Here is a 24,312-nt window from a genome sequence, read left to right as displayed (position 1 = left end):
GCCTTTAGGGAACCTGTCTTGTGCGGTTGTAGCATATAGCCGTTTAGGTGCTATAAACTATAACATAAAGATGTTACCATAATTCATTGAGTATTGTCAATGAATCTTCTACTAACTATTTTTTCCGTTCTACAATTTCTTTTTTACTTCCAAAACGGATAATAGCGTACTTTTCGATAATATCATCTTTGAAATAAATTTCAAATGGAATATTTTTTTGTAATTCTTTTTGCAAAAATTGTTTTTGCAGTTCTTTAGGCGCAGCGATTAATACTGCCTCATCCTCTATGTTGCCATATGTGATTAATTCTCTCTCTAGCTCATACGCAATTGTTTCATACGACATTACATAACCCGTCGCTTTGCAAGATACACACTCTTCTAGTAATACGTCACGTAAAGAATGTTTTTTACGTTTTCGTGTCATCTCCAAAATTCCTAACTCAGTAAATCCAAGTACTCTTGTATAAGTACGATCATCTTTCATAGCAGCTATGAGACATTCTCTTACCTTTTCTTTATCTTCTCTTTTTTTCATATTAATAAAATCAATTAATATCATACCACCAATATCACGAAGTCTTAATTGGCGTGCAATTTCTTCAGCTGCCATCTCATTTGTGCGAAGTACTGTATCTTGTAAATTTTGTTTTCCAGTAAACTTGCCCGTATTCACATCAATTACAGTCATCGTCTCCATTTGCTCTACAATTAAATAAGCACCATTTGGAAGCCACACAATTTTTTGGAGTGCTTTCTCAATTTCACGCTCTATTCCAAAATGGTTAAACATCGAAGACTTTTCATTATAAAAAGATACTTTTTCTTTTCCAACTTTGTCTTCTAACTCTTTTACTATACTTCTTGTATCTACAACTACTTTTTCAATTGTTTCAATTGGATTCTCTTGAAATACACGATCTAAAAAGGTCGCCGGTCGATGAAGTAATAACGGCGCCTTTCCTTGATCCTCTTTTCTTTTTAACTCTTCATACAACTGTTGTAACCCTTGCATTTCAGCTTGTATTTCTTCAATTTCCCCTTTTTCAGAAGCAGAGCGGAAAATGTAACCTCCCGTTCCTTCTACTTCAATTTCAAGTAACTGTTGTCTTCTTTTATTATTTTTTATTTTCCGAGAAACAGCTCGCATCTCATCAAACGGCATATAAACGACATATTTCCCGGTAAATTCTATATTCGCTGTCAATTTAGGCCCTTTCGTATCAATTGCCTCTTTCACAACCTGTACGAGTATCGCTTGCCCTTCATGTATACGATAAGAAGGTGGTACATCATCGTATGAAAGATACGCATGTTTTTCTAAACCTATATTTACAAAAGCTGCGTTCATTCCAGCAATTGTTCTTACGATACGTCCAACATAAATATGCCCAACAATCTCTTGCTCTTCATTACGTTTCCATAAAAACTCAACAATCTTTTTCTTCTCTTCAATTGCAACGCGCTTTTCCGAACCAGCGTAATTCACATATAACGTTTTCAAAATTATTTCCTCACTTTATAATCTTCTTTGCTTTTACAATAATAAAAGGTTAGTGCTATCGTCAACACTAACCGATTAATTCTTCAACTGATGAGGTTGTTCGTTTTTCAGTAAAATATGCATAGAGCAATTCATTTTCATCCAATGTGTAATGCTCTTTATATTTTCCACGGACGATAATAGAATGCTTATATCCTCTACGAAATTTTGTGAATATCTTATATAAATGATCTTCTGATTGCACTTCAATAGGTGCAATCTTTTCAATCCCTCTTTTATTTCCATAATAACGTTCTAATAAAAAACGCATAAATGCATACCGTCTTTGTTTCCACTCTTGATATAACGACACTGCCAAAAATATGAGTAGTACCCACATCATAATATTGTTACTATTCCAGAGCAACTGCCATCCTAATATTACACCAAAAAAAACACATGACAATTTCATCATCTTTTCATGTGCTTGTAAATAAGGAAAACGATATGATAGTATATTAAACAATACTTTCCCGCCATCTAACGGCCAAATAGGGAGTAAATTAAACGCTAAAATAATTATATTATTCCACATAAAGAAATAATATAAATCTGCATTCAACCAACCGGCTTCAAACAACATATAACCTACCAGCATCATCCAAACATGTTGAATCGGCCCTGCAATTACGACAACAAGTTCCTCTTTCAATGACTTATTACCATGTTCCTCAAGCTCGGCCACGCCACCAAACGGCAAAAGCTGAATTCTTTTTATACGCCAATTATAGTGTGCTGCTGCAATAGCATGCCCAAGTTCATGAATAAGAACGATACAAAATAACAGTAGTAACTCTTTAAAACGTGCAGTAAAAATACCAATGACAATAATAACCCAAAATAATGGATGCACGGAAATTTTCGTCAAAACGTCTCTATATTTAATCAAATGATATCACCTGGATCGGATCAATAAATTTTTCATTCTTTTTTATCGCGAAATAAAACTTTCCATTTTTATCATTTGTATCATTACTCACCGTTCCAATTTTTTGTTTCTTTGAAACGTAATCATATAATTTCACTGACATATCGTTTAAGTTTGCATACCATGACTCCGTACCATCTGCATGTTGAATTTGAACTGTATTTCCAAGTTCCTCTTTCTTACCCGCAAAAACAACTAATCCTTCATTCACTGACTCAACCGTTGCATTTGTAGCTGTTTGGACAAATACACCTTGGCCATTTTTTTGAAACCCTTGCATTACCTTTCCAGAAGCGGGAATTGCATAATCTTTTTGCTGAATACTTCCTTCTTTTTTCTCGTTTGGCGAATAGAATACGAGCGGTTTTCCAAATTGCTTTTCGTACCATTTCGCTACAGTAGCAAACTGAAATTCCTCTTTCATCACTTTTTCTGTAACAGCTTTAGCTCCATTGAATGAAGAAGGAGCATTCTTATATAAAATAGCAACCGAAAGAACTAATATGGCCGATAATAAAACTTTGAAGAAAAAGACTTCCTTTCGAAATAAAGGATGCATTTCCTTTTCTCCATCTTCAATAACTACTGTTTCGCTATCAAAATTCCCTCCGGTAAAATACTGTTCTTCCTCCATCCTTTCTTGCTCGGCCTTCCTTTTTGCAATCCGCTTTTTAATTTCTTCTACGCGTCTATTCTTCATACTGTCTCCTTTCTTTCGTTAAGCTAATTTCAATAGAAACAGTTGTATACAGTTTGTACATATGTATGAGCTAAGAAAGAAAGATATTCGTGTGAAGAAAAAAGAAAGCACCTCGCATATGTGCGAAGTGCTCTTAACGGATTCCAAAGAAGTTTTTCACCTTTGCAAATACCGATACCTTTTCTTGTTCAAATGCTTGTAATGGTACATTCTCACCTAACAAGCGTCTTGCAATATTACGATAAGCCAACGCTGCTTTTCCGCTTGGTTGCAACGCCACAGGTTCACCTGTATTTGTAGCTCGAATAACTTCATCGTCATCTTCGACAACACCAAGAAGCTCAATTGACAATGTACGTACAATTTCATCAACATCTAACATATCCTGTTCATGAAGCATATGACTACGTACACGGTTAATAACAAGTTTCGGTGGTTCAATATCCTCTTTTTCTAAAAGCCCAATAATACGATCCGCATCGCGCATTGAGGATACTTCTGGAGTCGTAACAACGATTGCTTTATCCGCACCAGCTACCGCATTTTTAAACCCCTGCTCAATCCCCGCAGGACAATCGATTAATATGTAATCATAATCTTGACGTAATACTTGTATTAATTCATCCATTTGTTCAGGTGTTACCGCTGATTTATCACTCGTTTGTGCTGCAGGTAATAAATAAAGATCATCAAAACGTTTGTCTTTAATAAGAGCCTGAGGTAAACGGCAACGCCCTTCAACGACATCAACAAGATCAAATACAATACGATTTTCCAGCCCCATTACTACGTCTAAATTTCGAAGACCGATATCTGTGTCAATTAAGCACACTTTCTTTCCAGATAACGCTAGGGCCGTACCAATGTTCGCAGATGTAGTAGTTTTACCTACTCCGCCTTTTCCAGATGTAATTACTATTGCCTCTCCCACAGCTATACAATTCCCCTTTCTAACTTTGTTAAATTAGGTCTAAGATGAGTGAGAAGTTGCAGGCGATCGACAACAATGTGATTGTTCTCATTAATATACGCACATTCTGCCGCCTCCGCTCCGTCTTCTTTCTCTTCCGGAGCCCGCATTGCCACATCACTAATTCGAAGTTGCATCGGGTTCATAACAGATGCAGCGATTACAGCATCTGAATCCCCATAATACCCAGCATGTGCAATTCCTCTTAATGATCCTACGACAAAAATATTCCCCCCAGCGATAACCGTTCCGCCTGGATTAACATCTCCAATTAACAACAAATTTCCTTTTACATGTAAAACTTGTCCAGAGCGAACAATTTTGGAAATAGGGACAATTTCTGTTTCTTCTTTCCAAGCTATTGCTTCTGCTTTAGTGATAACATCACTTTCAATTGAATCCACAACAAGATTCTTTTTATTACGAATTAACGTACGAATCTCTTCTTGTTGGACTTCTGTTAAATAACGATTTCCTACTTTCACATGCACTTCAATTAAAGAGCGCCCATCACCATCGTAGTAATGTGTAGAAAGTTTTTCGTCTAATTCCATCAATAATTCTGAGAATGAACAACAATCATCTAAATGAAGCGTTATCCCATCTTTTGTCCCTTTTATCGTTACATTTTGTTGCTTTTTTTCTTCCACTAAAGTTCACCCCACCGATTCAATTCGACATAAAATTAGAAAATCCTTTTTTCTTTTTCTTCCATCGCTTTTGAAAGACGCACTATATATCGTCTCAGTGGGAAACAAACTATCAATAAGAAAATAGCATTTAACAATAAAGTAGAAAGGAGACGATCTGTGAAAAAGACATGCGCTGGCATATGAGTACGTCCTAACAAAGTTAAGAAGCCATACACATAATACTCTAGTGCTACAATGCTAGCTAATATGATAGAAACAACAATAAATAAATTCAATTGTAATACTTTCATCACACTATAAACTAAATAAGCTAAAATCGGATAAGCAAAAATATATATCCCGACAAGTTCTGTGTATACGGTATCAAATAAGAAGCCAAATAATAGTCCGTAATAAATCCCTTGGACCGGACTATAATACACTGTAATAAAACATAAGACGATTATAAAGAAATGCGGTGCTGCTATACTGTCTTTCCAAAACACATCCGTTGGAACAACAGTAGCAAACATATTTTCAAATAGAAACACAAAAAGGAGCAAAAGAGGAAGAGCTGCTCTTTTTAATATCTTCATCATCTCTTCTTCTCCTCCTATTCTAATGGCGCTGAAGGTGTTGCACGTTTAGCAACCGTAATATGCTCTACGTCATTTAAATCAGCGGCAGGTTTTACATAAGCTGTTTTTGTTAAGCCATATGCATCCGGCTGAACATCAACGATTTTTCCAATTACAAGACCTTTCGGGAAAATATCACCAAGTCCAGATGTTACAACTAGTTGATCTTTTTCTACCGGTGCATCAGAGCCAATCTTTGTGAAAAGAAGTAATTGTTTTTCTTTGTCATAACCTTCAATCAAACCAAAGATTTTCTCTTGCCCTTGTACAATAGCAGAAACGCGATTTGTTCGGCTCATAGAACTTAGTAATTCTACTGATGATGTAAACTGAGATACACTTTTCACTCTTCCAACTAACCCTTGTGAAGTTACTACAGCCATATCTTTTTTAATTCCTTGCTGTGCCCCTTTATCAATTCCAATTAAATCGTACCATTTATCTGGATTACGAGAAACAACAGTAGCTGGAATTTCAGTATACCCGCTATTTAACTCTTTTTTACCAGTTAGCTCTTGTAGCTTCTTGTTATCATCTTCTAGTTGTTTTACTTTCCCTGATAGACCTGCATAATTATCTAATTTTGCTTTTAATTCTTTATTCTCTTCATACGTGCGCTTTACATCTTCTACATTTTCGAAGAATCCAGCTACGTATTTCGCTGGCTTTTGGAATACACGTTCTACAACACCCACAGTGTCTTTAACAAACTGCTCTGGCCATGTTAAACTGTTCCGTTCTTTCAATGAGATTCCAATCAATGCCACGAGAAGAATAATACTAACCAACAAAACAATTAATCTTTTGTTTAAGAAAAACTGTGGCACGTTCACACCCTCTTAATTTCACTGATTTTTATTTTGCAATATTATCGAGCAGCAGTTTTGAAAAGATCGATATTGTCTAATGCTTTACCTGTTCCAATTGCTACGCAATCTAATGGATCTTCTGCAACAAGAACTGGCATTTTCGTTTCTTCACTAATTACTTTATCTAAATTACGTAGTAATGCCCCGCCGCCTGTTAATACGATACCGCGGTCCATAATATCAGCCGCTAATTCAGGTGGCGTTTTTTCTAACGTATTTTTAACTGATTCTACAATCGCATCTACTGTATCTTTTAATGCATCTGCAATTTCTTCTGGCTGAATTAGTACTGTTTTTGGTAAACCACTTACTAAATCACGACCGCGAATTTCCATAGGCTCGATACCTTCTGGCTCGCCTGCAGAACCAATTTCTAATTTTAATGCTTCAGCTGTTCTTTCACCAATCATTAAGTTATAGCTTTTCTTAATGTACTGAATGATTGAATCATCCATATCATCACCAGCAACACGAACTGACTGGCTTGTTACAATACCACCTAAAGAAATAATTGCAACTTCTGTTGTACCACCACCGATATCAACAACCATACTACCAGTTGGTTCCCAAACAGGTAAGTTTGCACCAATTGCTGCTGCAAATGGCTCTTCGATAGGATAAGCATCACGAGCACCCGCTTGACGAGTCGCATCGATTACTGCACGTCTTTCTACAGCTGTAATACCAGATGGTACACATACCATTACATACGGCTTACGTGAGAAGAAACCGTTTGATTTTTGAGCTTGTTGAATGTAATATTTCATCATTGTTGCAGTTGTTTCATAATCAGCAATTACACCGTCTTTCATCGGGCGAAGTGCCACAACGTTCCCTGGTGTACGACCAATCATTTGTTTTGCATCGCTACCTACAGCAACGATTTGTTTCGTATCAGTTTGTAACGCAACTACTGAAGGTTCACGTAAAACTACACCTTTTCCTTTTACATATACAAGCGTGTTCGCAGTTCCTAAGTCTATTCCAAGATCGCGAGTAAATCCACCAAATCCAAACATATTATTTATCTTCCTTTCTTGTTTTCACGGACTCATTTTTTCTTACTTTATATTATAAAAACAGTACGTTTTTTATATCTTTATCCTTTTTGTAGATAAATTTCTACAAAAAACTCATAAATCACATTATAAAACAAAATAAGTAAAAAGCATAGTCTTAAATATGACCTTTTTCCTTTAAACTCACGAATTTATGGTCACCTATTATAATATGATCAAGCACTTCAATTCCGATAATCTGACCGCATTCTACTAAGCGTTTGGTTACTTCAATATCTTCACGGCTCGGCGTGGGATCTCCTGAGGGATGGTTATGAAGACATATGATAGAGGCTGCTGCACGACGGAAGGCTTCTTTAAAAACTTCCCTCGGGTGTACAATTGACGTGTTTAAACTTCCAATAAAGATCGTTTGCCTATGTATAACTTGATTTTTTGTATTTAAATATAAACAAACAAAATGCTCTTGTTGTAAAAAACGCATTTCTTCCATCATGTATTTCGCACAATCTTCTGGACTTCGAATACTATATCTATTTTGATATTCTAAACGTACCATTCTTCTGCCTAGTTCAAAGGCTGCCATAAGTTGCGATGCCTTTGAAATCCCAATACCATGTATACTAATTAGCTCTTCTAATGTTGCATCTTTCAACATACGTAAGCCATCAAATTGGTGTAAAATTTTATCTGACAACTTTAAAACTGTTTCTTCTTTAGAACCTGTTCTGAGTAACACTGCGAGAAGCTCTCGATTTGATAAACTTCCAGCACCTTCTAACAATAAACGCTCCCGTGGCTGTTCTTCTCTTACAACATCACGAATACCGTTCATTTCTCCACCCCTTTATTTGTTCTCTCAAAGAAAACCCCATGCAATTTTACGCATGGGTTACATCAATATCAAATTGTTTTAATTCCCGAACGAGACGTGCAATTGGTAAGCCAACTACACTATAGTAGTCCCCTTGAATATGTTGAACGAAAATAGATCCTTTACCTTGAATCCCATAACTACCTGCTTTATCAAGAGGTTCTTTCGACGCGACGTATGTATCAATTTCCTCTTCTGTTAACTCCCAAAATGTAACTTCTGTACGCTCATAAAAAGTAACCGTTTTTTCTTTTGATATAATCGCAACACCTGTATACACTTCATGTGTTTTCCCAGATAGTAATTGTAACATCTCTTTCGCCTCATCCTCATTAGAAGGCTTACCAAGGATACGCGACTCATATGTAACAATTGTATCTGCACCTAACACAATGTGATCACTATTATTTTCTGCAACCGCTGATGCTTTTTGCAAGGCAAGCGACATTACAATATCAGAAGGCGATGAATATGCACCAATTGTTTCCTCTACTTCACTTACAACGATTTCAAATGGTACGCTAGCTAACTCAAGCAATTCCTTCCTCCGAGGTGACCCTGAAGCTAAAATTATTTTTTTCATATTTTCTCCTTCCTTTCTCACATGAAGCAGAACAATTTATATCAATCGTATCAAAGGAATAGTTTGCCCACAAATGAAAGAAATATTAATTTCTCTAACTAAAAATAACACTTCTTTATTGCATACGATTATATTCCTGTCATAGAGAAAGCACTTTGCTCTAAATTCAAAAGAAAAGAAAGAAGTACATGTACTTCTTTCTTACTCATTTTATTATCCTATCATTTCACTTTCTACGAAACAATTTTTTCATACGAGAGTAAGCCATCAATAATAACTTGATTTAATTTCGCCAAAGATTCCTTATCCATTTTCCCATCTTTTACTGTTTGTACAGCTACCGACGTATACATATACAGTTTCTTTGCTTCTTCTCGCTTCATACTTTTCCCTTCTTTTTCAATCGCTTTCCATTCTTTTTCAATCACTTCTATATCTTTTGCGCTGCTTTTTCCACCAACTTGTACGCTAGAAGCATATTTTGCTAAATGAGTATATAATGGCTGCACTTTTGTTAAAAATGTTCCTACTTCTTTATCATCTTTCAGCAATGCTTTATCTGTTATATCCCAGTTCTTTTTTAAAACGGAGACACCATCATTTTTATACTTAGTCATTAATTGATTTATAGCCTGTTCATCGCTAGCAATACCAACAACTATTGCATACTTATCCCCGCTCGGTCTCAAAGCACCAATGCCCCCATTGCCTTTCCATTCTTCAAGAGCTGCCTGTCCCTTTTCTTCAGAAGAATAAAGCCCCCCTTGAACAAAGAATAATTTCATCGGATCCAATGACGTTCCTGTCTGCGCCTTTTGTTTTTCTTCTTTCGGTGCTGGTGTTTGTTCTGCCGTTCCACCCACCTTTGATTCTCCATTTCCAGTCGGCCTTGAAGCAGTTACTTCACTTCCTCCTGTTGTTCCTTGTCCAGTAAGTAAATGAAGCATCCCCATTCCAAACGCCGTACCGATAATAATTGCGGTTGCAACGATTGCAATTAATGTATTACTCCACTTCTTTCGGTATTTTTCCACAGACACTGATTTCGCTTTTTGAAACGGAACAACATTTTTAGGTCGTTCACTTTCTACTACCATCCATTCAAATTCATCTTTCTTCTTTTCCTCATACTTCGCTTCTGTTCCATTCACTTTCACTGAGATCGTTCGTGATTGCTTGTCCATACACTCACACCTCACCTCTTATCGTTGTCCGCATCATATCATATTCATTTCACAAAAAAACGAGATATTTGTCAGAGGAATTCGCCAAATAACCCTATATATTTATCTTATATGTATGCATTTGACTTCATTTGTAGAACAAAAAAACTAGATAGTAAAGACTATCTAGTTTTTCTCTCGAATATATTTTCGAACTTCAGAAATGAAATAAAGAGAACCTGTTATGATAAAAACATCATTTTCCCCTATCATTTCAACTTTTGTATCAATTGCCTCTTTCCAATTTTCAAAAACTAATTTTGATTCTTTTTGTGAATATGATGCAAGCTTGTCTGCAGAAATAGCACGATCAAAGGCGAATGTTGTAAAAATCATTTCATCTGCAATGGTTTCTAATCGGCCTACCATGTTATGCAATTGTTTATCACCAAGGGCAGTAAATAAAACTATTACATTTTTATCTTTGTAATGCGCTTCTACTGTCTTCACAAGGCTTTCGATACCTTCTGGATTATGAGCACCATCTATAATAATATCCGGGTTACTTTGTAGCTTTTCAAAGCGCCCAATCCAATACGCTTCCCGTAATCCCGTTCTTATTCCCTCTTCCTCAATTAAAAATGATAAATATGTTTTTACATACATTACTGCCATAAGTGCTAGCGCTGCATTTCCTACTTGATGAATACCTTTCATTGAGATTTGCAAATCTTCAAATGCGGTAAAAGGACAAGTAAAATCAAACTGTTCCCCATCTTCGTTAGACTGTTTATGTAACGCTGTAAAATGCTTGCCAAGTTCGTATAAGTTTGCATGGTTTTCCTTTGCAACATTTTGAATGACTTGCAAAGCTTCTTCATCTTTTACACCAGTAATTACCGGCACACCAGACTTAATAATCCCCGCCTTTTCATATGCAATTTCTCCTAGTGTATTCCCTAAAATATGCATATGATCGTGACCGATATTCGTAATAATCGTGAGAACAGGGTGTATAACATTGGTAGAATCAAAACGTCCACCGAGCCCTGTTTCAAATAAAACAACATCACAGAAATTGACTTTACCGAAATAGCAAATTGCCATAACAGTAATAATTTCAAACTCAGTCGCTTCCCCTAAATCCGTTTCATCTAGTTTTTCCACGACTGGTTTTACCATATTTACGAGTTCAGTAATCTCTTCATCTGCAATTGGTGTTCCATTCACACTAATGCGTTCATTAAATGTTTCGATGTAAGGAGAGGTAAACGTTCCTACCTTATATTTCGCGCCTTCTAACATGTAACGCATATATGTTAACGTTGAACCTTTTCCATTTGTACCAGCAAGATGAATACATTTTATATGACGCTCTGGATTTCCGAGCTCTTCTAGCATCCAATTCATTCTTTCTAATCCTGGTTTAATACCAAATTTCAATCGGCTATGAATCCACCCTATCGCTTCTTCGTATGTATGTATCACGTATGCTTTTCCCCTTTCAAAAGACAACTTTCATAGTTCTATTATACGCAAAGAAAAGAGACTCACCAATATAGTGAGTCTCTAAAAATATTTTTACTTTTCAAGATCTGCTAGACGTTGACGAACTGCTTCGCGTTTTTCTAGGTAATCTTGCTCTTTCGCACGCTCTCCTTCAATAACCGCTGCAGGAGCTTTCGCTACAAAACCTTGGTTAGAAAGTTTCTTCTGTACACGTTCTACTTCTTTATCGAACTTCTCAAGTTCTTTCTCAAGACGAGCTCTCTCTTCATCAAGATTGATAAGATCAGCTAACGGTAAGAATAACTCTGCACCTGATACGATTGCAGTCATTGCTTTTTCTGGCGCTTGTAAGTCCGTTTGAATTGTTAATTCGCTTGGGTTACAGAAACGCTCAATGTAAGAGCTATTTTTCGTAAGTTGAGCAAGTACAGCCTCATCTTTTGCTTTAATTTGCATTTGAACTTTTTTGCTCATTGGCGTATTTACTTCTGCACGAATGTTACGAACAGAGCGAATGATATCAACTAGAAGGTGCATTTCTGCCGCAGCTTCCGTATCTTGTAAATCTTCGCGAACTGTTGGCCACGCAGCTACTGTAATAGATTCGCCTTCATGCGGTAAATGTTGCCAAATTTTCTCTGTTACGAATGGCATGAATGGGTGTAATAGACGCATTGTTTGATCTAATACGTAAGCTAAAATAGAACGAGTCGTTTTCTTAGCTGCTTCATCTTCACCGTATAGTGGAAGTTTCGCCATTTCAATGTACCAGTCACAGAAATCATCCCAAATGAAGTTGTATAATGAACGACCAGCTTCACCGAACTCATATTTATCCATGTTACGTGTTACACTCTCGATTGTTTCGTTTAAGCGAGTTAAGATCCACTTATCTGCAACTGATTTTTCACCAGTTAAATCGATTTCTTCATACTTCATATCATCCATGTTCATTAATACGAAACGTGATGCGTTCCAAATTTTATTAATGAAGTTCCAAGTAGATTCTACTTTTTCCATGCTGAAACGTAAATCTTGACCTGGTGCACTTCCTGTTGATAAGAAATAGCGCATTGCATCTGCACCGTACTTCTCGATAACATCCATTGGGTCAATACCGTTACCAAGAGATTTACTCATCTTACGACCTTGCTCATCACGAACTAAACCGTGAATTAATACATCTTTAAATGGACGCTCGCCTGTAAACTCTAAACCTTGGAAAATCATACGAGATACCCAGAAGAAGATGATGTCATAACCCGTTACTAGTGCATCTGTTGAATAGTAACGTTTGAAGTCTGCTGAATCTTCATTTGGCCAACCAAGTGTTGAGAATGGCCATAGCGCTGAACTGAACCATGTATCAAGTACGTCGTTATCTTGATTCCAGTTTTCAATATCTGCTGGTGCTTCTGTACCTACGTATACTTCACCAGTTTCTTTATGGTACCAAGCTGGAATACGGTGTCCCCACCATAATTGACGAGAAATACACCAGTCATGAATATTTTCCATCCATCGTAAATATGTGTTTTCAAAACGCTCTGGTACGAACGTTACTTTTTCTTCTTCTTTTTGTTGAAGCGCTACTGCTTTTTCAGCAAGTGGAGCCATTTTTACGAACCATTGTGTTGATAAGTAAGGCTCAACAACTGCACCGCTACGCTCACTATGACCTACTGAATGCATATGTGGCTCGATTTCTACTAATACGCCAGCTTCTTGTAAGTCTTTCACTAATTCTTTACGGCATTCGAAACGATCCATACCGTTATATTTACCAGCTTTTTCGTTCATCGATCCATCTTCGTTCATTACTAAGATGCGTGGTAAGTCATGACGGTTACCTACTTCAAAGTCGTTCGGGTCATGAGCTGGTGTAATTTTTACAACGCCTGTTCCGAAGTCTTTTTCTACGTACTCATCAGCAATAATCGGAATCTCACGGCCTACGATTGGAAGTGTAACTGTTTTTCCGATTAAATGTTTGTAACGATCATCTTCTGGATGAACTGCTACCGCTGTATCACCAAGCATCGTTTCTGGACGAGTAGTAGCAAGGCGAATGTGACCTGAACCGTCTGTTAACGGATAGTTCATATGGTAGAATGCACCTTGAACTTCTTTATGAATTACTTCAATATCAGAAAGAGCTGTGCGTGTTGCTGGATCCCAGTTGATAATATATTCACCGCGGTAAATTAAGCCTTTTTCGTATAATTGAACGAATACTTTATTAACCGCATCAGATAAACCTTCGTCTAATGTGAAACGTTCGCGAGAATAGTCTAGTCCTAAACCAACTTTCCCCCATTGTTGACGAATGTGAGAAGCGTACTCTTCTTTCCACTCCCAAGCTTTTTCAAGGAATTTCTCACGGCCAAGATCGTAACGTGAAATACCTTCTTCACGAAGTTTTCCTTCTACTTTCGCTTGTGTTGCGATACCAGCATGGTCCATTCCTGGAAGCCATAGCACATCGTAACCTTGCATACGCTTCGTACGAGTTAAAATATCTTGAAGAGTTGTATCCCAAGCATGACCTAAGTGTAACTTACCAGTTACGTTCGGAGGTGGAATTACAATTGTATACGGTTGTTTCTTCTCGTCTCCTGTTGCTTCAAAATATTTGCCTTCAAGCCACCATTGATAAAGGCCTTCTTCAACGGACATATGATCATATTTAGTTGGTAAATTCTTTTCCGTGTTTGACATTATTTTCCCTCCTTAAAATAAAAAATGTCCCTCATCCAAAAAGGACGAGGGACATCGCGGTACCACCTTTATTTACAAACAAATTCATAATTTGCTTATACTCTTAATTTGATAACGGACAAATCCGTCTTTTCCTAATGAGAACTATTCTGTTCAGAAAAGATGCTCCAGGGCTACCTTCTAACATAACTATCTAGAGAATCTCCCAGCTACTGATTCTCCTCTCTGAAGACGTTTCATGTTATACTCTTCCCCTTCAAGGCATTTATATGATTGTTAATTATTATATACAATAGTGTAAAAAACGAAACCTTATTCGTCAAGATAAATTTAAAACTATGACTTTTCGGGTGAATATAAAGAAGATAAGTAGCATTCTCTACTTATCTTCTTTATCCCGCTATTTGCGGGCAATAAGACCCCACCTCAAAATTCAGCTGAAGCAAAGAAGTTAGGTTGGCGCCACCCGCTGATTAAAGTTTTACTTTACCCGTTCCCTTGCTGGGCAGCTTGTAATTGTGACAGGAAATATTCTATATTGCTAACGAGCCAATGCGATTGTTGCAAACTCTTTACTCCGCGCAGTTCATTTTCCTCGTTGCGATTATCTCTTCTTTTCTTATAAGACTGGATTTGCCGAATAAATTGCGATGGATACGTCATATACGCAAACATAAGTAGTTGCTCTTCTTTCGTAAAAGGGAAATTTTTTTGATACATTTGAAACCATTCAAACCGATCACTTCTTGCGATTGGATATGTGTTTAAAGACCGTGAATAAAAACCTACTATATCTTGCACAGGCGTTGCAAACTTCGATTTTTCCAAACTAATAAAATAGCCATTTCGCTCATAGTCAAATAAAAAATGATTAAGTGACACGTTACCATGCACAAAAGTAATACGTGTTTTCTCTTTTTCTTTCATCGCATCGTTCCACTCATTTAATTGCTTCGTTGCAAATTCACGCGCTCTCATTACATGATGATAGTACGTACAATATTGTAATTCAAACGGGGACATATACCATTTTGATTCAGATTCTACGAGAAACTCTTCTAACATCTCACCATCATTTTCCCAGCGATCGGATATAGTTGTATAATGTTTTTCTAAATCTTCTTCCGTATATGTTTCTTCCTTCACAGTTTTTTGATGCAACGTTCCAAGTGTCTGAAACATTTTATGGTATTGATCATTATCCTCGCCGTTTCCTTCTGCACGTTCTAACCAAGGCATTAAATAATAATTATACGTCCCGTCACTTAAAATATAATTTCCATCCGTGGCGTGGTATATAGGTACATAATTTGAAAAACCTTTCTCCTTCAAATATTGAATATGATGCAGAAAATTATTCCGCTCTAACTTTCTGCCTTCTATTTTCTTGAGTGCATATGGACCTTGATTCGTATAAATTTTCATTACGCTTCCGTGCTCTTCCATATGCTGCGTATCCAATCTATATTGCCTCACGATAGGTTCATAGTGATTTCGTAATTCAATATCCATACGAATAACCCTTTCTATTCAAAACATAGCCTCTAAGAAAAGAAGCGAGTGAAAACACTCACTTCCTTATTTCGCCTTTACCCTTGAAACCGGAATATAAATAATTTGCCCCGTATTTAAAAATATATCTTCTGTTTGATTGACACGGCACACATTTTGCACAGACGTTTCATAACGTTCTGCAATAGATTCAATTGTATCCCCTTCTTGCACGAAATACATTCTTAACTTTGTAAATTCTTCTTCCGGTTCTTTCGTAAATAGTTTTGTTAAATAAAGCGCATTTTCATCTCGCTGTGAGTACTCTTCTTCTTGTTCTTCCTGCTTTTTCGCTTTTTCTTTCTTGAAATCTTTTCGCCCAAACAATTCAAATTGCGGCGTTGTTTCTTGCTCCTCTTCACGCTCCACAAATTCATGTTCCTCTATCTTCTCTTCTAATTCCTGCTCTTTTCTTTCCTCTAATTGGAACGGTTCAAATGCGTAATCTTCCCACTCATCTGATTCCTTATATGCTGGTTCTTCTACATGCGGCGCCGGTCTATTTTCATCCTCTTGCGCTGAATCTTCTTCTAACTCGGCATACACCGTTTCTTCCTCTTCAGCTTCATCCTCGTTTCTCTCTTCATCACACAAACCGCTAATAGATATATCCGCTAATAATTGTAAGCAACCATTTTCCTTTAATTCATAATCAAATTCCTCAATTGATACATATAGCTCTTCAATTACTTTCACTCGATTTCTCGGAATTGATATTTCAAGCGGAAAGGAATGAACAAGTTCATTAACCCCATCTTCCCTTGTTTCTACATAATCAATTGACTTTGCTGGCGATAGTTCTCTTAATGAATACGCCGAATCATCTTTTCGTGCAACATACTCTCCCGTTAAATCTAATTGCCCTCTCACGATTACTTCATGATCAAGCTCTTCTATCTCAACGTCTGGATCTAACGAAATTGACAAAAGTTCATCGACTTCCTGTCCCTTTTGGAACCAAACAGATTCTTTTAATGAAAATCGTAACGAATGATCTGCAGCCACTTCTTTTCCCCCTCCCAAACTATATGTCATTACAGATTTATGTAGAGAAAGCTTACTTTATGAATAAAAAAAATCGCCCCCCTTATGGAGAGCGATTTTTCTCTAATACATTATTTTAATTTTGACATTGCAATTTCAGCTGCTGCAATCGTCGCCTCAATATCTGCGTCACTATGTGCTGTCGATAAGAATAAACCTTCGAATTGAGATGGCGGTAAGAATACACCTTGTTCTACCATTTCACGATAGTAAGCCGCAAAGAATTCTAAGTTTGAAGATTTTGCTGCATCGTAATTAATAACGGGCTCATCTGTAAAGAAAATACCAATCATAGAACCTGCACGGTTAATATGATGTGGAATGCCATGTTTTTCAGCTGCTTTACGTAATCCAGCTTCTAACATTTCAGCTTTACGCTCAAATTCTACATATGATTCTGGCGTTAACTGTACTAACGTTTCATAACCTGCTGCCATTGCAAGTGGATTACCTGATAAAGTACCAGCTTGGTAAATCGGTCCGCTTGGTGCAACTTGGCGCATAATTTCTGCTTTACCACCGTATGCTCCTACTGGTAAACCACCACCGATTACTTTACCTAAGCATGTTAAATCAGGTGTTACGCCATAATAACCTTGGCCACAATTATAAGCTACTCGGAACCCTGTCATTACTTCATCAAAAATAAGCAATGCACCGTTTTGTTCTGTTACTTCACGAAGACCTTCTAAAAATCCAGGCTGCGGAGGAACAACCCCCATATTTCCTGCTACTGGTTCTACAATTACACAAGCAATATCATCACCGAATTGTTCAAACGCGTATTTTACGCTTTCTAAATCGTTATAAGCTACTGTAATCGTATTTTTCGCTACACCTTCTGGTACACCAGGACTATCTGGTAAACCTAAAGTCGCCACACCAGAACCAGCTTTAATTAATAGCGAATCACCATGACCGTGGTAACAACCAATAAATTTCAAGATTTTATTACGACCTGTATAACCACGAGCTAAACGTAGTGCACTCATTGTTGCTTCCGTTCCAGAGTTAACCATACGCACAATCTCAATTGATGGCACGCGCTCAATAACAAGTTTTGCTAATTTATTTTCAATTTCTGTTGGTGCACCGAAGCTTGTACCTCTTTCAGCAACAGATTTTAACGCTTCTACAACACGATCATTTGCATGACCATGAATTAAAGGCCCCCATGATAATACGTAGTCGATGTATTCATTCCCATCAATATCATATACTTTAGAGCCTTTTCCACGCTCCATAAACAACGGATTCATCCCAACAGATTTAAAAGCACGAACCGGGCTATTTACGCCACCAGGCATTAAGTCTTGTGCCTCTTCAAACGCCGCAATCGATTTATCAAACTTTTTCATTATTTAGCGCCTCCTTCTTGTAACCATTTTGCTGCATCTTTCGCATGATACGTAATAATTAAGTCTGCTCCTGCACGTTTCATACTAATTAATTTTTCAAGAACAACTTCTTTTTCATTAATCCAGCCATTTTGCGCTGCCGCTTTAATCATCGAATATTCACCACTTACATTATAAGCGACAACTGGTAAATTAAAGTTATTTTTCACATCACGAACGATATCTAAGTAAGAAAGAGCTGGTTTTACGATTAAGAAATCTGCACCTTCCATTACATCTGATTCTGCTTCACGGAATGCTTCCATACGGTTTGCCGGATCCATTTGATATGTTTTACGGTCACCAAATTGCGGTGCACCGTGCGCAGCATCACGGAATGGTCCATAAAATGCTGATGAATATTTCACAGCGTACGACATAACTGGCACGTGTCCAAAACCATTTTCGTCTAATGCATGGCGAATTGCTGTTACGAAGCCGTCCATCATGTTTGATGGCGCAATAATGTCCGCTCCTGCTTTCGCTTGACTTACAGCCGTTTTCGCAAGAACTGCAAGAGACTCGTCATTTAAAATAATACCATCTTCAATTACACCGCAATGACCATGGCTTGTAAATTGACATAAACATGTGTCTGCGACTACTACTAGCTCAGGGAAATCACCTTTAATTTGCTGAATAGCACGTTGTACAATTCCATGATCACAATATGCTGATGATCCAACTTCATCCTTTTCAGCAGGTAAACCAAATACAATAACAGAACGAATACCTAAATCAACAACTTCTTGCATTTCAGCTTGCAATAAATCTAAAGAAATTTGATATACGCCTGGCATAGAAGGAACTTCATTACGAACATTTTCACCTTCTAATACAAAAATAGGGTAAATAAAATCTTCCGTATGTAAAAACGTTTCACGCACAAGCGCACGCATGCCCCCGCTTTGTCTTAAACGACGATGACGATTAAATTGTAAAGAGTTCATAGATTTCTATCCCCATTCTTTCATTTTATAGATTCACAAACACATTGTAGTAATGCTTCTACAGTGTACTCTTTCGGCACAATAACAGACGGAAAATAACGACTTGCCTCTTTTTCCGTAATAGGTCCTATACAAGCAATTGTACATTTTTTTGTCCATTCTCTCCAGTTTGCACCCTCAAGTAAACGAACAAAACTAGTAACAGTTGAAGGACTCGTAAATGTAATAATGTCTACTTCTCCTAACTTCAACGCTGCTATAAGCTCTTGCTTTTTTTCTACATTCACTTTCGTACCGTATACGATCAACTCATCTAGAGAAACACCAATTTCACGCAGTTTAACTGGTATTACATCTCTTGCTAAATTGCCTTTTGGAAATAAAATACGTTCGTTTCCATTTAATTCTTTTAGAAGCTCTTCGGCAAATGCTTCTGCAACAAATGAAGTCGGAACAAAATGAACTTGATAGCCCCTTTTTTCTAACTCTAATTTTGTTTTCACACCTACCGCAGCGATTTTAATGGTTAGTGGTAGTTTCTTTTTTAAACTATCTAGAAAAAAAGCTACACCATTTCTGCTCGTAAAAATAACCCAGTCGTATGAATGTAGCTGCTCTTCAATATGTTGAATTTGCCTATGAGACATACCTTCCATACGCAAAAGCGGAATTTCCAATGGAATTCCGCTCTTTTCTTTCACTGCTACACTCATTTGTTTCGCTTGATGCTGGGCACGTGTAATCAATACCGTTTTTCCAGCGAGAGCGTTCATATTTATTGTTGCTCCTTATTTGCAGCAAGAATGAGTTCTTTGGCGCCTTGTTTAATTAAACGGTCCGCGGCCTCTAATCCTACTTCTTCAGGATTAGTACCCACTACTGTCTCTTTTAATAAAACAGAGCCATCCATAGAGCCAACAAGAGCTGTTAATTCGATTGCATCGTTTTCTGTAAGGGTTGCATATCCAGCGATTGGAACTTGGCATCCACCTTCAAGTTTATGAAGAAATACTCGCTCCGCTGCCACTGTTCTTTCTGTTATCGCATCATTAATATGCGCTAACAATTGCAATAAATCCTTATCATCCTCACGACATTCAATCGCTAATGCACCTTGTCCTACAGCAGGTACACATAACGTTTCATCTAAATGTTCTGTAATAACTTCATCATCCCAGCCCATTCTTTGTAATCCAGCTGTCGCTAAAATAATCGCATCGTAATCTTCTTCTTTTAATTTACGTAAACGTGTATCGATATTCCCGCGAATCCACTTCACTTGTAAATCTGGTCTCGCAGCGAGTAGCTGTGCACTACGTCTCAAACTACTCGTACCTAAAATAGAACCTTCCGCTAACTCTTTAAACGATGCTCCATTTTTTGAGATAAAAGCATCCCGAGGGTCAACACGCTTTGGTGTACAGCCAATCATTAAACCTTCTGGAAGTACGGCCGGCATATCTTTCATACTATGTACAGCCATATCGATTTCTTTCGTAAGTAACGCATGCTCAATTTCTTTAACGAACAAGCCTTTTCCGCCTACTTTTGAAAGAGTAACATCTAAAATAACATCACCTTTTGTGACAATTTCTTTCACTTCAAATTCATATGGTAGACCTAGCGCTTTTAACTGATCAATAAACCAGTTTGTTTGCGTTAATGCTAGTTTACTCTTTCGTGACCCTACAATAATTTTGCGCATAATTCTCTCTCCTCATTATAAATACCAAAAGTGGAAATTGGATAAACTGCTTAATAGAAAAATGTTTACTAGCATTACGAGAAACGATCCGATATTCCACTGTACAATTTTCTTACCTTGCAACACATCTGCCGCTCGTAAATATAAACCTGTGCAATACACAAATAGAACGACAAAAGATCCGATTACTTTCGTATCATACCAATGGAAATTGTCCAATTTTGTATATCCCCATATACACCCCAATAAAATTGCTAGTAAGAAAAATGGAACAGAAAATAAATTTAATCCGTAAGACGTAGATTCAAGCTTCGGTAAATTCCCTAACCTTCTTAATCTCGCATTCCACTTTTTCTTTTTTAATAGGCGATATTGCAGTAAATACATAATAGAAAAAATAAACGATACCGTAAACGTTGCATAAGAAATAATCGCCATTCCAACATGCACGTATACAAGTTCTGAAACTAATTGCTCTGCAAGTACTGGCGACATCTTTCCGAGCGGTGTAAAAATAGAAAAAGCGCTTACGCCAAATGCAACAACATTTGTAAAGAAGACTAAAAAGTCAACGCGCATAAATCGATTTATGACTAACGACATCGTAATCAATAACCAAACATAAAAATAAATCCCTGATAATAAAGTTAAAATGGGATTCGTTTCTGAATCTGTCGCCCTAAGCAACATAAAAATAGACTGCAATACCCATACAATCGAAAGTAACCAAAAAGCAAATCGGTTCGCCTTTCGGTTACTTTGGAAATAATCTATAAAATATAAACTAATGCTACAAGCATATAAAATAATTGCAATATGATAAATAATACTGTTATTTAAAAAACTCATCCGATCATCCTTCCAAATTATAAAGATGGAACGGATGGTGTCCACACTCTTTTATGTTCTACTTCTTCCGCACAACTCTCTACTTCTTCCGTTTCTAAATCAAAAATCTTTGCAAATAACGCTAGTTTTTCGCTCGCTCCCTCTTCAGCAGCTATTTCTTTTGCTACTAAAATTGGGTCTTTTAATAATTGATTAATAATACTTTTCGTATGCTTACTAATAACTTTTTTCTCACGATCACTAAGGTTTGGTATTTTTCGCTCTAGGCTTACCATCGTTTCACTTTGGATTGCAAGTGCCTTATCACGAAGAGCTGATATTAATGGAACAACACCAAGTGTACTTAACCACGTTTTAAATAGAACAATTTCCTCTTCAATCATAAATTGAATTTTCTCTGCTTCTTTCAAACGCTCAGCACGGTTTGCCTCCACCACTCCTTGCAGATCATCAATGTCATACAAGAAAGAACCTTCTAGCTCATCAATCGCTGGATCAATATCACGTGGCACTGCAATGTCAACCATAAACAAAGGACGACCAGAGCGCATTTTCTCCACCTTTGTCATCATCTCTTTCGTAATGACATACTCAGATGCACCAGTTGAACTAATTAAAATATCTGCTTCTAATAATGCACATTGTAATTCGCTTAATGATTTTGCATGTCCCATATATTTCTCAGCCATTACTTCTGCTTTCGAAAGCGTCCTATTCATAACTGTTACTTTACGAGCACCACTTCCATATAAGTTTTGCAATGCAAGTTCGCCCATTTTACCAGCACCAAGAATAAGCACGTGACAATCCGTTAACTCGCCAAATATTTTCTTTCCAAGCTCAACAGCAGCATAACTAACAGACATCGCACTTTCACCAATTGTTGTTTCTGAGTGGGCACGTTTTGCTAATGTAATGACTTGCTTAAACAATTCATTAAAAATTGTGCCTGTTGCTTTAACTTGTTGTGCTTCTAAAAAGCTATCTTTTATTTGGCCTAAAATCTGTGTTTCTCCCACTACCATAGAATCTAAACCGCACGTTACGCGGAATAAATGGTCTATTGCACCATCTTGTTCAAAAATAGTTAAATATGGTGCGACTTCTTCTATTTCAAGCTGAAACCAATCAGCTAAAAATTTCTTAATATAATACCGTCCCGTGTGTAATTGATCGACAACAGCATAAATCTCAGTGCGATTACAAGTTGATACAATGACATTCTCTAACACGCTCTTTTGATTTTGTAATGTAGTCATCGCTCGCTCTAGCTCTGCTGCCTGAAATGTGAGTTTCTCACGAAATTCTACAGGGGCTGTTCGATAATTTACACTAACAACAAGAATATGCACGCAGCATGTCCCCCTTCACCCGTTTTATCACTTTATCTACTATCATAATACAACTTTCCTCTTATGAATCTGACAATCGTGTGAACAACCGATTATTTTTTAATTATTCTCCGTATGTAATAAAGGAGATTCAGCAAACTAATAAAAAAACTTCTACTTTATAATGATTATAAATTAATAACTCTATTTGTACGTTACCAAAAAAAGTCCTCATAATCAAGTGATGGAAACTATTCCATATAAATTATAACATCATCTTTCCTATCTTCTTTCATCATGAAGGAAAATATGTATGATTGTTCCAAAATGTAGCAAACACTTTCTCAATACAATGTATTTGACATTTTATTTCTTTTTCGTTATATTGATTTTACAAAATTAAATTGTGCACAACTTAATAAGAAGGGAGTTATGTATGACAGAGGACTCTTTGCATCTAGATAACCAACTTTGTTTTTCTATTTATGCCTGTTCTAGAGAGGTTACTCGTTTTTATCGACCTTATTTAGAAGAGATGGGTATTACGTATCCCCAGTACATTACTTTACTCGTACTATGGGAGCAAGATGGACTAACAGTAAAAGAAATTGGAGAACGTCTATTTTTAGATTCCGGTACGTTAACACCTATGTTAAAACGAATGGAATCATTAACACTTGTAAAACGTGTTCGTTCCAAAGAAGACGAGCGAAAAGTTTGTATTGAATTAACAGAACAAGGTAAAAATTTAAAGGAAAAGGCTTGTTCATTACCGACAACAATGGCTACAAACTTAGGAATTACAGAGCAAGAATATCGCTCTTTATTAATTCAACTAAATAAACTAATTGAAACAATGAAAACAATTAATGATGGAAAAGGGGAATAAATATGGATAAATTATATACTGCTTCAGTAACAGCAACAGGTGGAAGAAATGGGAAAGTAGTTTCAGATGATGGCATATTAAATCTTGATGTGAAAATGCCGAAAGCACTAGGTGGTGCAGGTGGAGAAGCAACAAATCCAGAACAACTATTTGCAGCTGGTTATGCAGCTTGTTTCGATAGTGCATTACAACTTGTCATTCGTACAAAACGTATGAAAGTAGAAAGTACAGAAGTAACCGCTCACGTTTCTATCGGAAAAGATACAGATGGTGGTTTTGGCCTATCTGCCGTGCTTGATGTACATGTCGCTGGCGTTTCACATAGCGAAGCACAAGAACTTGTAGAAGCGGCTCACGGTGTATGTCCTTACTCTAAAGCAACACGAGGTAATATTGAAGTTACATTAAACGTACGTTAACAGCTTATATAAAGAAAAAAACGCGCGACAT

Annotated in this window: 23 protein-coding genes and 2 other annotated features (1 of these 25 running past the window's edge); of the genes, 2 read left to right on the top strand and 21 right to left on the bottom strand. The window is 36.9% G+C overall.

What is annotated here, in order from left to right; translation table 11 throughout:
• Positions 1-38 (bottom strand) — a sequence feature (ribosomal protein L21 leader region) (it extends 40 nt beyond the left edge of the window).
• A gap of 77 nt (positions 39-115) precedes the next feature.
• The 21 genes from BM089_RS11385 to hemA all read right to left on the bottom strand — a co-directional run bounded on the left by BM089_RS11385 (position 116) and on the right by hemA (position 22,994).
• Entirely contained in the window at positions 116-1,504 is a 1,389-nt protein-coding gene (locus BM089_RS11385; RefSeq protein WP_016512286.1) for an Rne/Rng family ribonuclease, read from the bottom strand.
• 67 nt (positions 1,505-1,571) lie between these two features.
• Positions 1,572-2,432: a stage IV sporulation intramembrane metalloprotease SpoIVFB gene (gene spoIVFB, locus BM089_RS11380; RefSeq protein ID WP_000599064.1), complete on the bottom strand. Its 861-nt coding sequence runs from the start codon at positions 2,430-2,432 to the stop codon at positions 1,572-1,574.
• Positions 2,425-3,171 carry a stage IV sporulation protein SpoIVFA gene (gene spoIVFA, locus BM089_RS11375; RefSeq protein WP_000797475.1) on the bottom strand — a complete coding sequence of 249 codons (747 nt, stop codon included), beginning with the start codon at positions 3,169-3,171 and terminating at the stop codon, positions 2,425-2,427. The genes spoIVFB and spoIVFA overlap by 8 nt, the downstream gene beginning before the upstream one ends.
• A gap of 133 nt (positions 3,172-3,304) precedes the next feature.
• Complete coding sequence (gene minD / locus BM089_RS11370; RefSeq protein ID WP_000503309.1) at positions 3,305-4,102, bottom strand: septum site-determining protein MinD; 798 nt, start codon at positions 4,100-4,102, stop codon at positions 3,305-3,307.
• 2 nt (positions 4,103-4,104) lie between these two features.
• Complete coding sequence (gene minC / locus BM089_RS11365) at positions 4,105-4,791, bottom strand: septum site-determining protein MinC (RefSeq protein ID WP_000391521.1); 687 nt, start codon at positions 4,789-4,791, stop codon at positions 4,105-4,107.
• A 35-nt stretch (positions 4,792-4,826) separates the two neighbouring features.
• Positions 4,827-5,372, bottom strand: a complete 546-nt coding sequence (gene mreD, locus BM089_RS11360) for a rod shape-determining protein MreD (RefSeq protein WP_000975765.1) — start codon at positions 5,370-5,372, stop codon at positions 4,827-4,829.
• 14 nt (positions 5,373-5,386) lie between these two features.
• Positions 5,387-6,238 (bottom strand): rod shape-determining protein MreC, encoded by an 852-nt coding sequence (gene mreC / locus BM089_RS11355; RefSeq protein ID WP_001135487.1) that lies wholly within the window; start codon positions 6,236-6,238, stop codon positions 5,387-5,389.
• A 41-nt stretch (positions 6,239-6,279) separates the two neighbouring features.
• Positions 6,280-7,299 (bottom strand): cell shape-determining protein MreB, encoded by a 1,020-nt coding sequence (gene mreB, locus BM089_RS11350; protein ID WP_000466736.1) that lies wholly within the window; start codon positions 7,297-7,299, stop codon positions 6,280-6,282.
• Positions 7,300-7,456: 157 nt separating this feature from the next.
• Positions 7,457-8,134 carry a DNA repair protein RadC gene (gene radC, locus BM089_RS11345; protein ID WP_001013391.1) on the bottom strand — a complete coding sequence of 226 codons (678 nt, stop codon included), beginning with the start codon at positions 8,132-8,134 and terminating at the stop codon, positions 7,457-7,459.
• Between the two features lie 46 nt (positions 8,135-8,180).
• On the bottom strand, positions 8,181-8,756 hold the full coding sequence (locus BM089_RS11340) for a Maf family protein (protein WP_029443367.1): 576 nt from the start codon (positions 8,754-8,756) through the stop codon (positions 8,181-8,183).
• A 233-nt stretch (positions 8,757-8,989) separates the two neighbouring features.
• Complete coding sequence (locus BM089_RS11330; RefSeq protein ID WP_000361016.1) at positions 8,990-9,940, bottom strand: hypothetical protein; 951 nt, start codon at positions 9,938-9,940, stop codon at positions 8,990-8,992.
• A 165-nt stretch (positions 9,941-10,105) separates the two neighbouring features.
• A complete protein-coding gene (locus BM089_RS11325) occupies positions 10,106-11,407 on the bottom strand; it encodes a bifunctional folylpolyglutamate synthase/dihydrofolate synthase (RefSeq protein ID WP_090976994.1) in 1,302 nt (433 codons plus the stop codon).
• Between the two features lie 93 nt (positions 11,408-11,500).
• On the bottom strand, positions 11,501-14,146 hold the full coding sequence (locus BM089_RS11320) for a valine--tRNA ligase (RefSeq protein WP_000072222.1): 2,646 nt from the start codon (positions 14,144-14,146) through the stop codon (positions 11,501-11,503).
• 37 nt (positions 14,147-14,183) lie between these two features.
• Positions 14,184-14,415 (bottom strand) — a binding site (T-box leader).
• Between the two features lie 217 nt (positions 14,416-14,632).
• Complete coding sequence (ysxE, locus tag BM089_RS11315) at positions 14,633-15,658, bottom strand: spore coat protein YsxE (RefSeq protein ID WP_000350660.1); 1,026 nt, start codon at positions 15,656-15,658, stop codon at positions 14,633-14,635.
• 66 nt (positions 15,659-15,724) lie between these two features.
• Positions 15,725-16,732, bottom strand: coding sequence for a stage VI sporulation protein D (gene spoVID / locus BM089_RS11310; protein WP_139213254.1), 1,008 nt, complete (start codon positions 16,730-16,732; stop codon positions 15,725-15,727).
• Between the two features lie 80 nt (positions 16,733-16,812).
• The gene (gene hemL, locus BM089_RS11305) at positions 16,813-18,099 is read right to left on the bottom strand and encodes a glutamate-1-semialdehyde 2,1-aminomutase (protein ID WP_000712942.1); all 1,287 of its coding nucleotides are present in this window, start codon (positions 18,097-18,099) and stop codon (positions 16,813-16,815) included.
• Positions 18,099-19,088 (bottom strand): porphobilinogen synthase, encoded by a 990-nt coding sequence (hemB, locus tag BM089_RS11300; protein WP_001087056.1) that lies wholly within the window; start codon positions 19,086-19,088, stop codon positions 18,099-18,101. The genes hemL and hemB overlap by 1 nt, the downstream gene beginning before the upstream one ends.
• Before the next feature lie 20 nt (positions 19,089-19,108).
• Positions 19,109-19,861: a uroporphyrinogen-III synthase gene (gene hemD, locus BM089_RS11295; protein ID WP_023523117.1), complete on the bottom strand. Its 753-nt coding sequence runs from the start codon at positions 19,859-19,861 to the stop codon at positions 19,109-19,111.
• A 2-nt stretch (positions 19,862-19,863) separates the two neighbouring features.
• Positions 19,864-20,793, bottom strand: coding sequence for a hydroxymethylbilane synthase (hemC, locus tag BM089_RS11290; RefSeq protein ID WP_090976990.1), 930 nt, complete (start codon positions 20,791-20,793; stop codon positions 19,864-19,866).
• Positions 20,794-20,808: 15 nt separating this feature from the next.
• Positions 20,809-21,642: a cytochrome c biogenesis protein gene (ccsA, locus tag BM089_RS11285; protein WP_000009005.1), complete on the bottom strand. Its 834-nt coding sequence runs from the start codon at positions 21,640-21,642 to the stop codon at positions 20,809-20,811.
• A gap of 17 nt (positions 21,643-21,659) precedes the next feature.
• Complete coding sequence (gene hemA, locus BM089_RS11280; RefSeq protein ID WP_025710193.1) at positions 21,660-22,994, bottom strand: glutamyl-tRNA reductase; 1,335 nt, start codon at positions 22,992-22,994, stop codon at positions 21,660-21,662.
• Positions 22,995-23,409: 415 nt separating this feature from the next.
• Between hemA and BM089_RS11275 the strand changes: the two genes are divergently transcribed.
• Positions 23,410-23,862 (top strand): MarR family winged helix-turn-helix transcriptional regulator, encoded by a 453-nt coding sequence (locus BM089_RS11275; protein ID WP_016080166.1) that lies wholly within the window; start codon positions 23,410-23,412, stop codon positions 23,860-23,862.
• Between the two features lie 2 nt (positions 23,863-23,864).
• A complete protein-coding gene (locus tag BM089_RS11270; RefSeq protein WP_000359774.1) occupies positions 23,865-24,281 on the top strand; it encodes an organic hydroperoxide resistance protein in 417 nt (138 codons plus the stop codon).
• The last annotated feature ends 31 nt before the right edge of the window (positions 24,282-24,312 follow it).

The sequence above is a fragment of the Bacillus sp. 5mfcol3.1 genome, from assembly GCF_900114335.1.
Taxonomy (GTDB): Bacteria; Bacillota; Bacilli; order Bacillales; family Bacillaceae_G; genus Bacillus_A; species Bacillus_A thuringiensis_S.
Note: the sequence above shows the minus strand (reverse complement) of the source record. Positions and strands in the feature narration are given on the sequence as shown.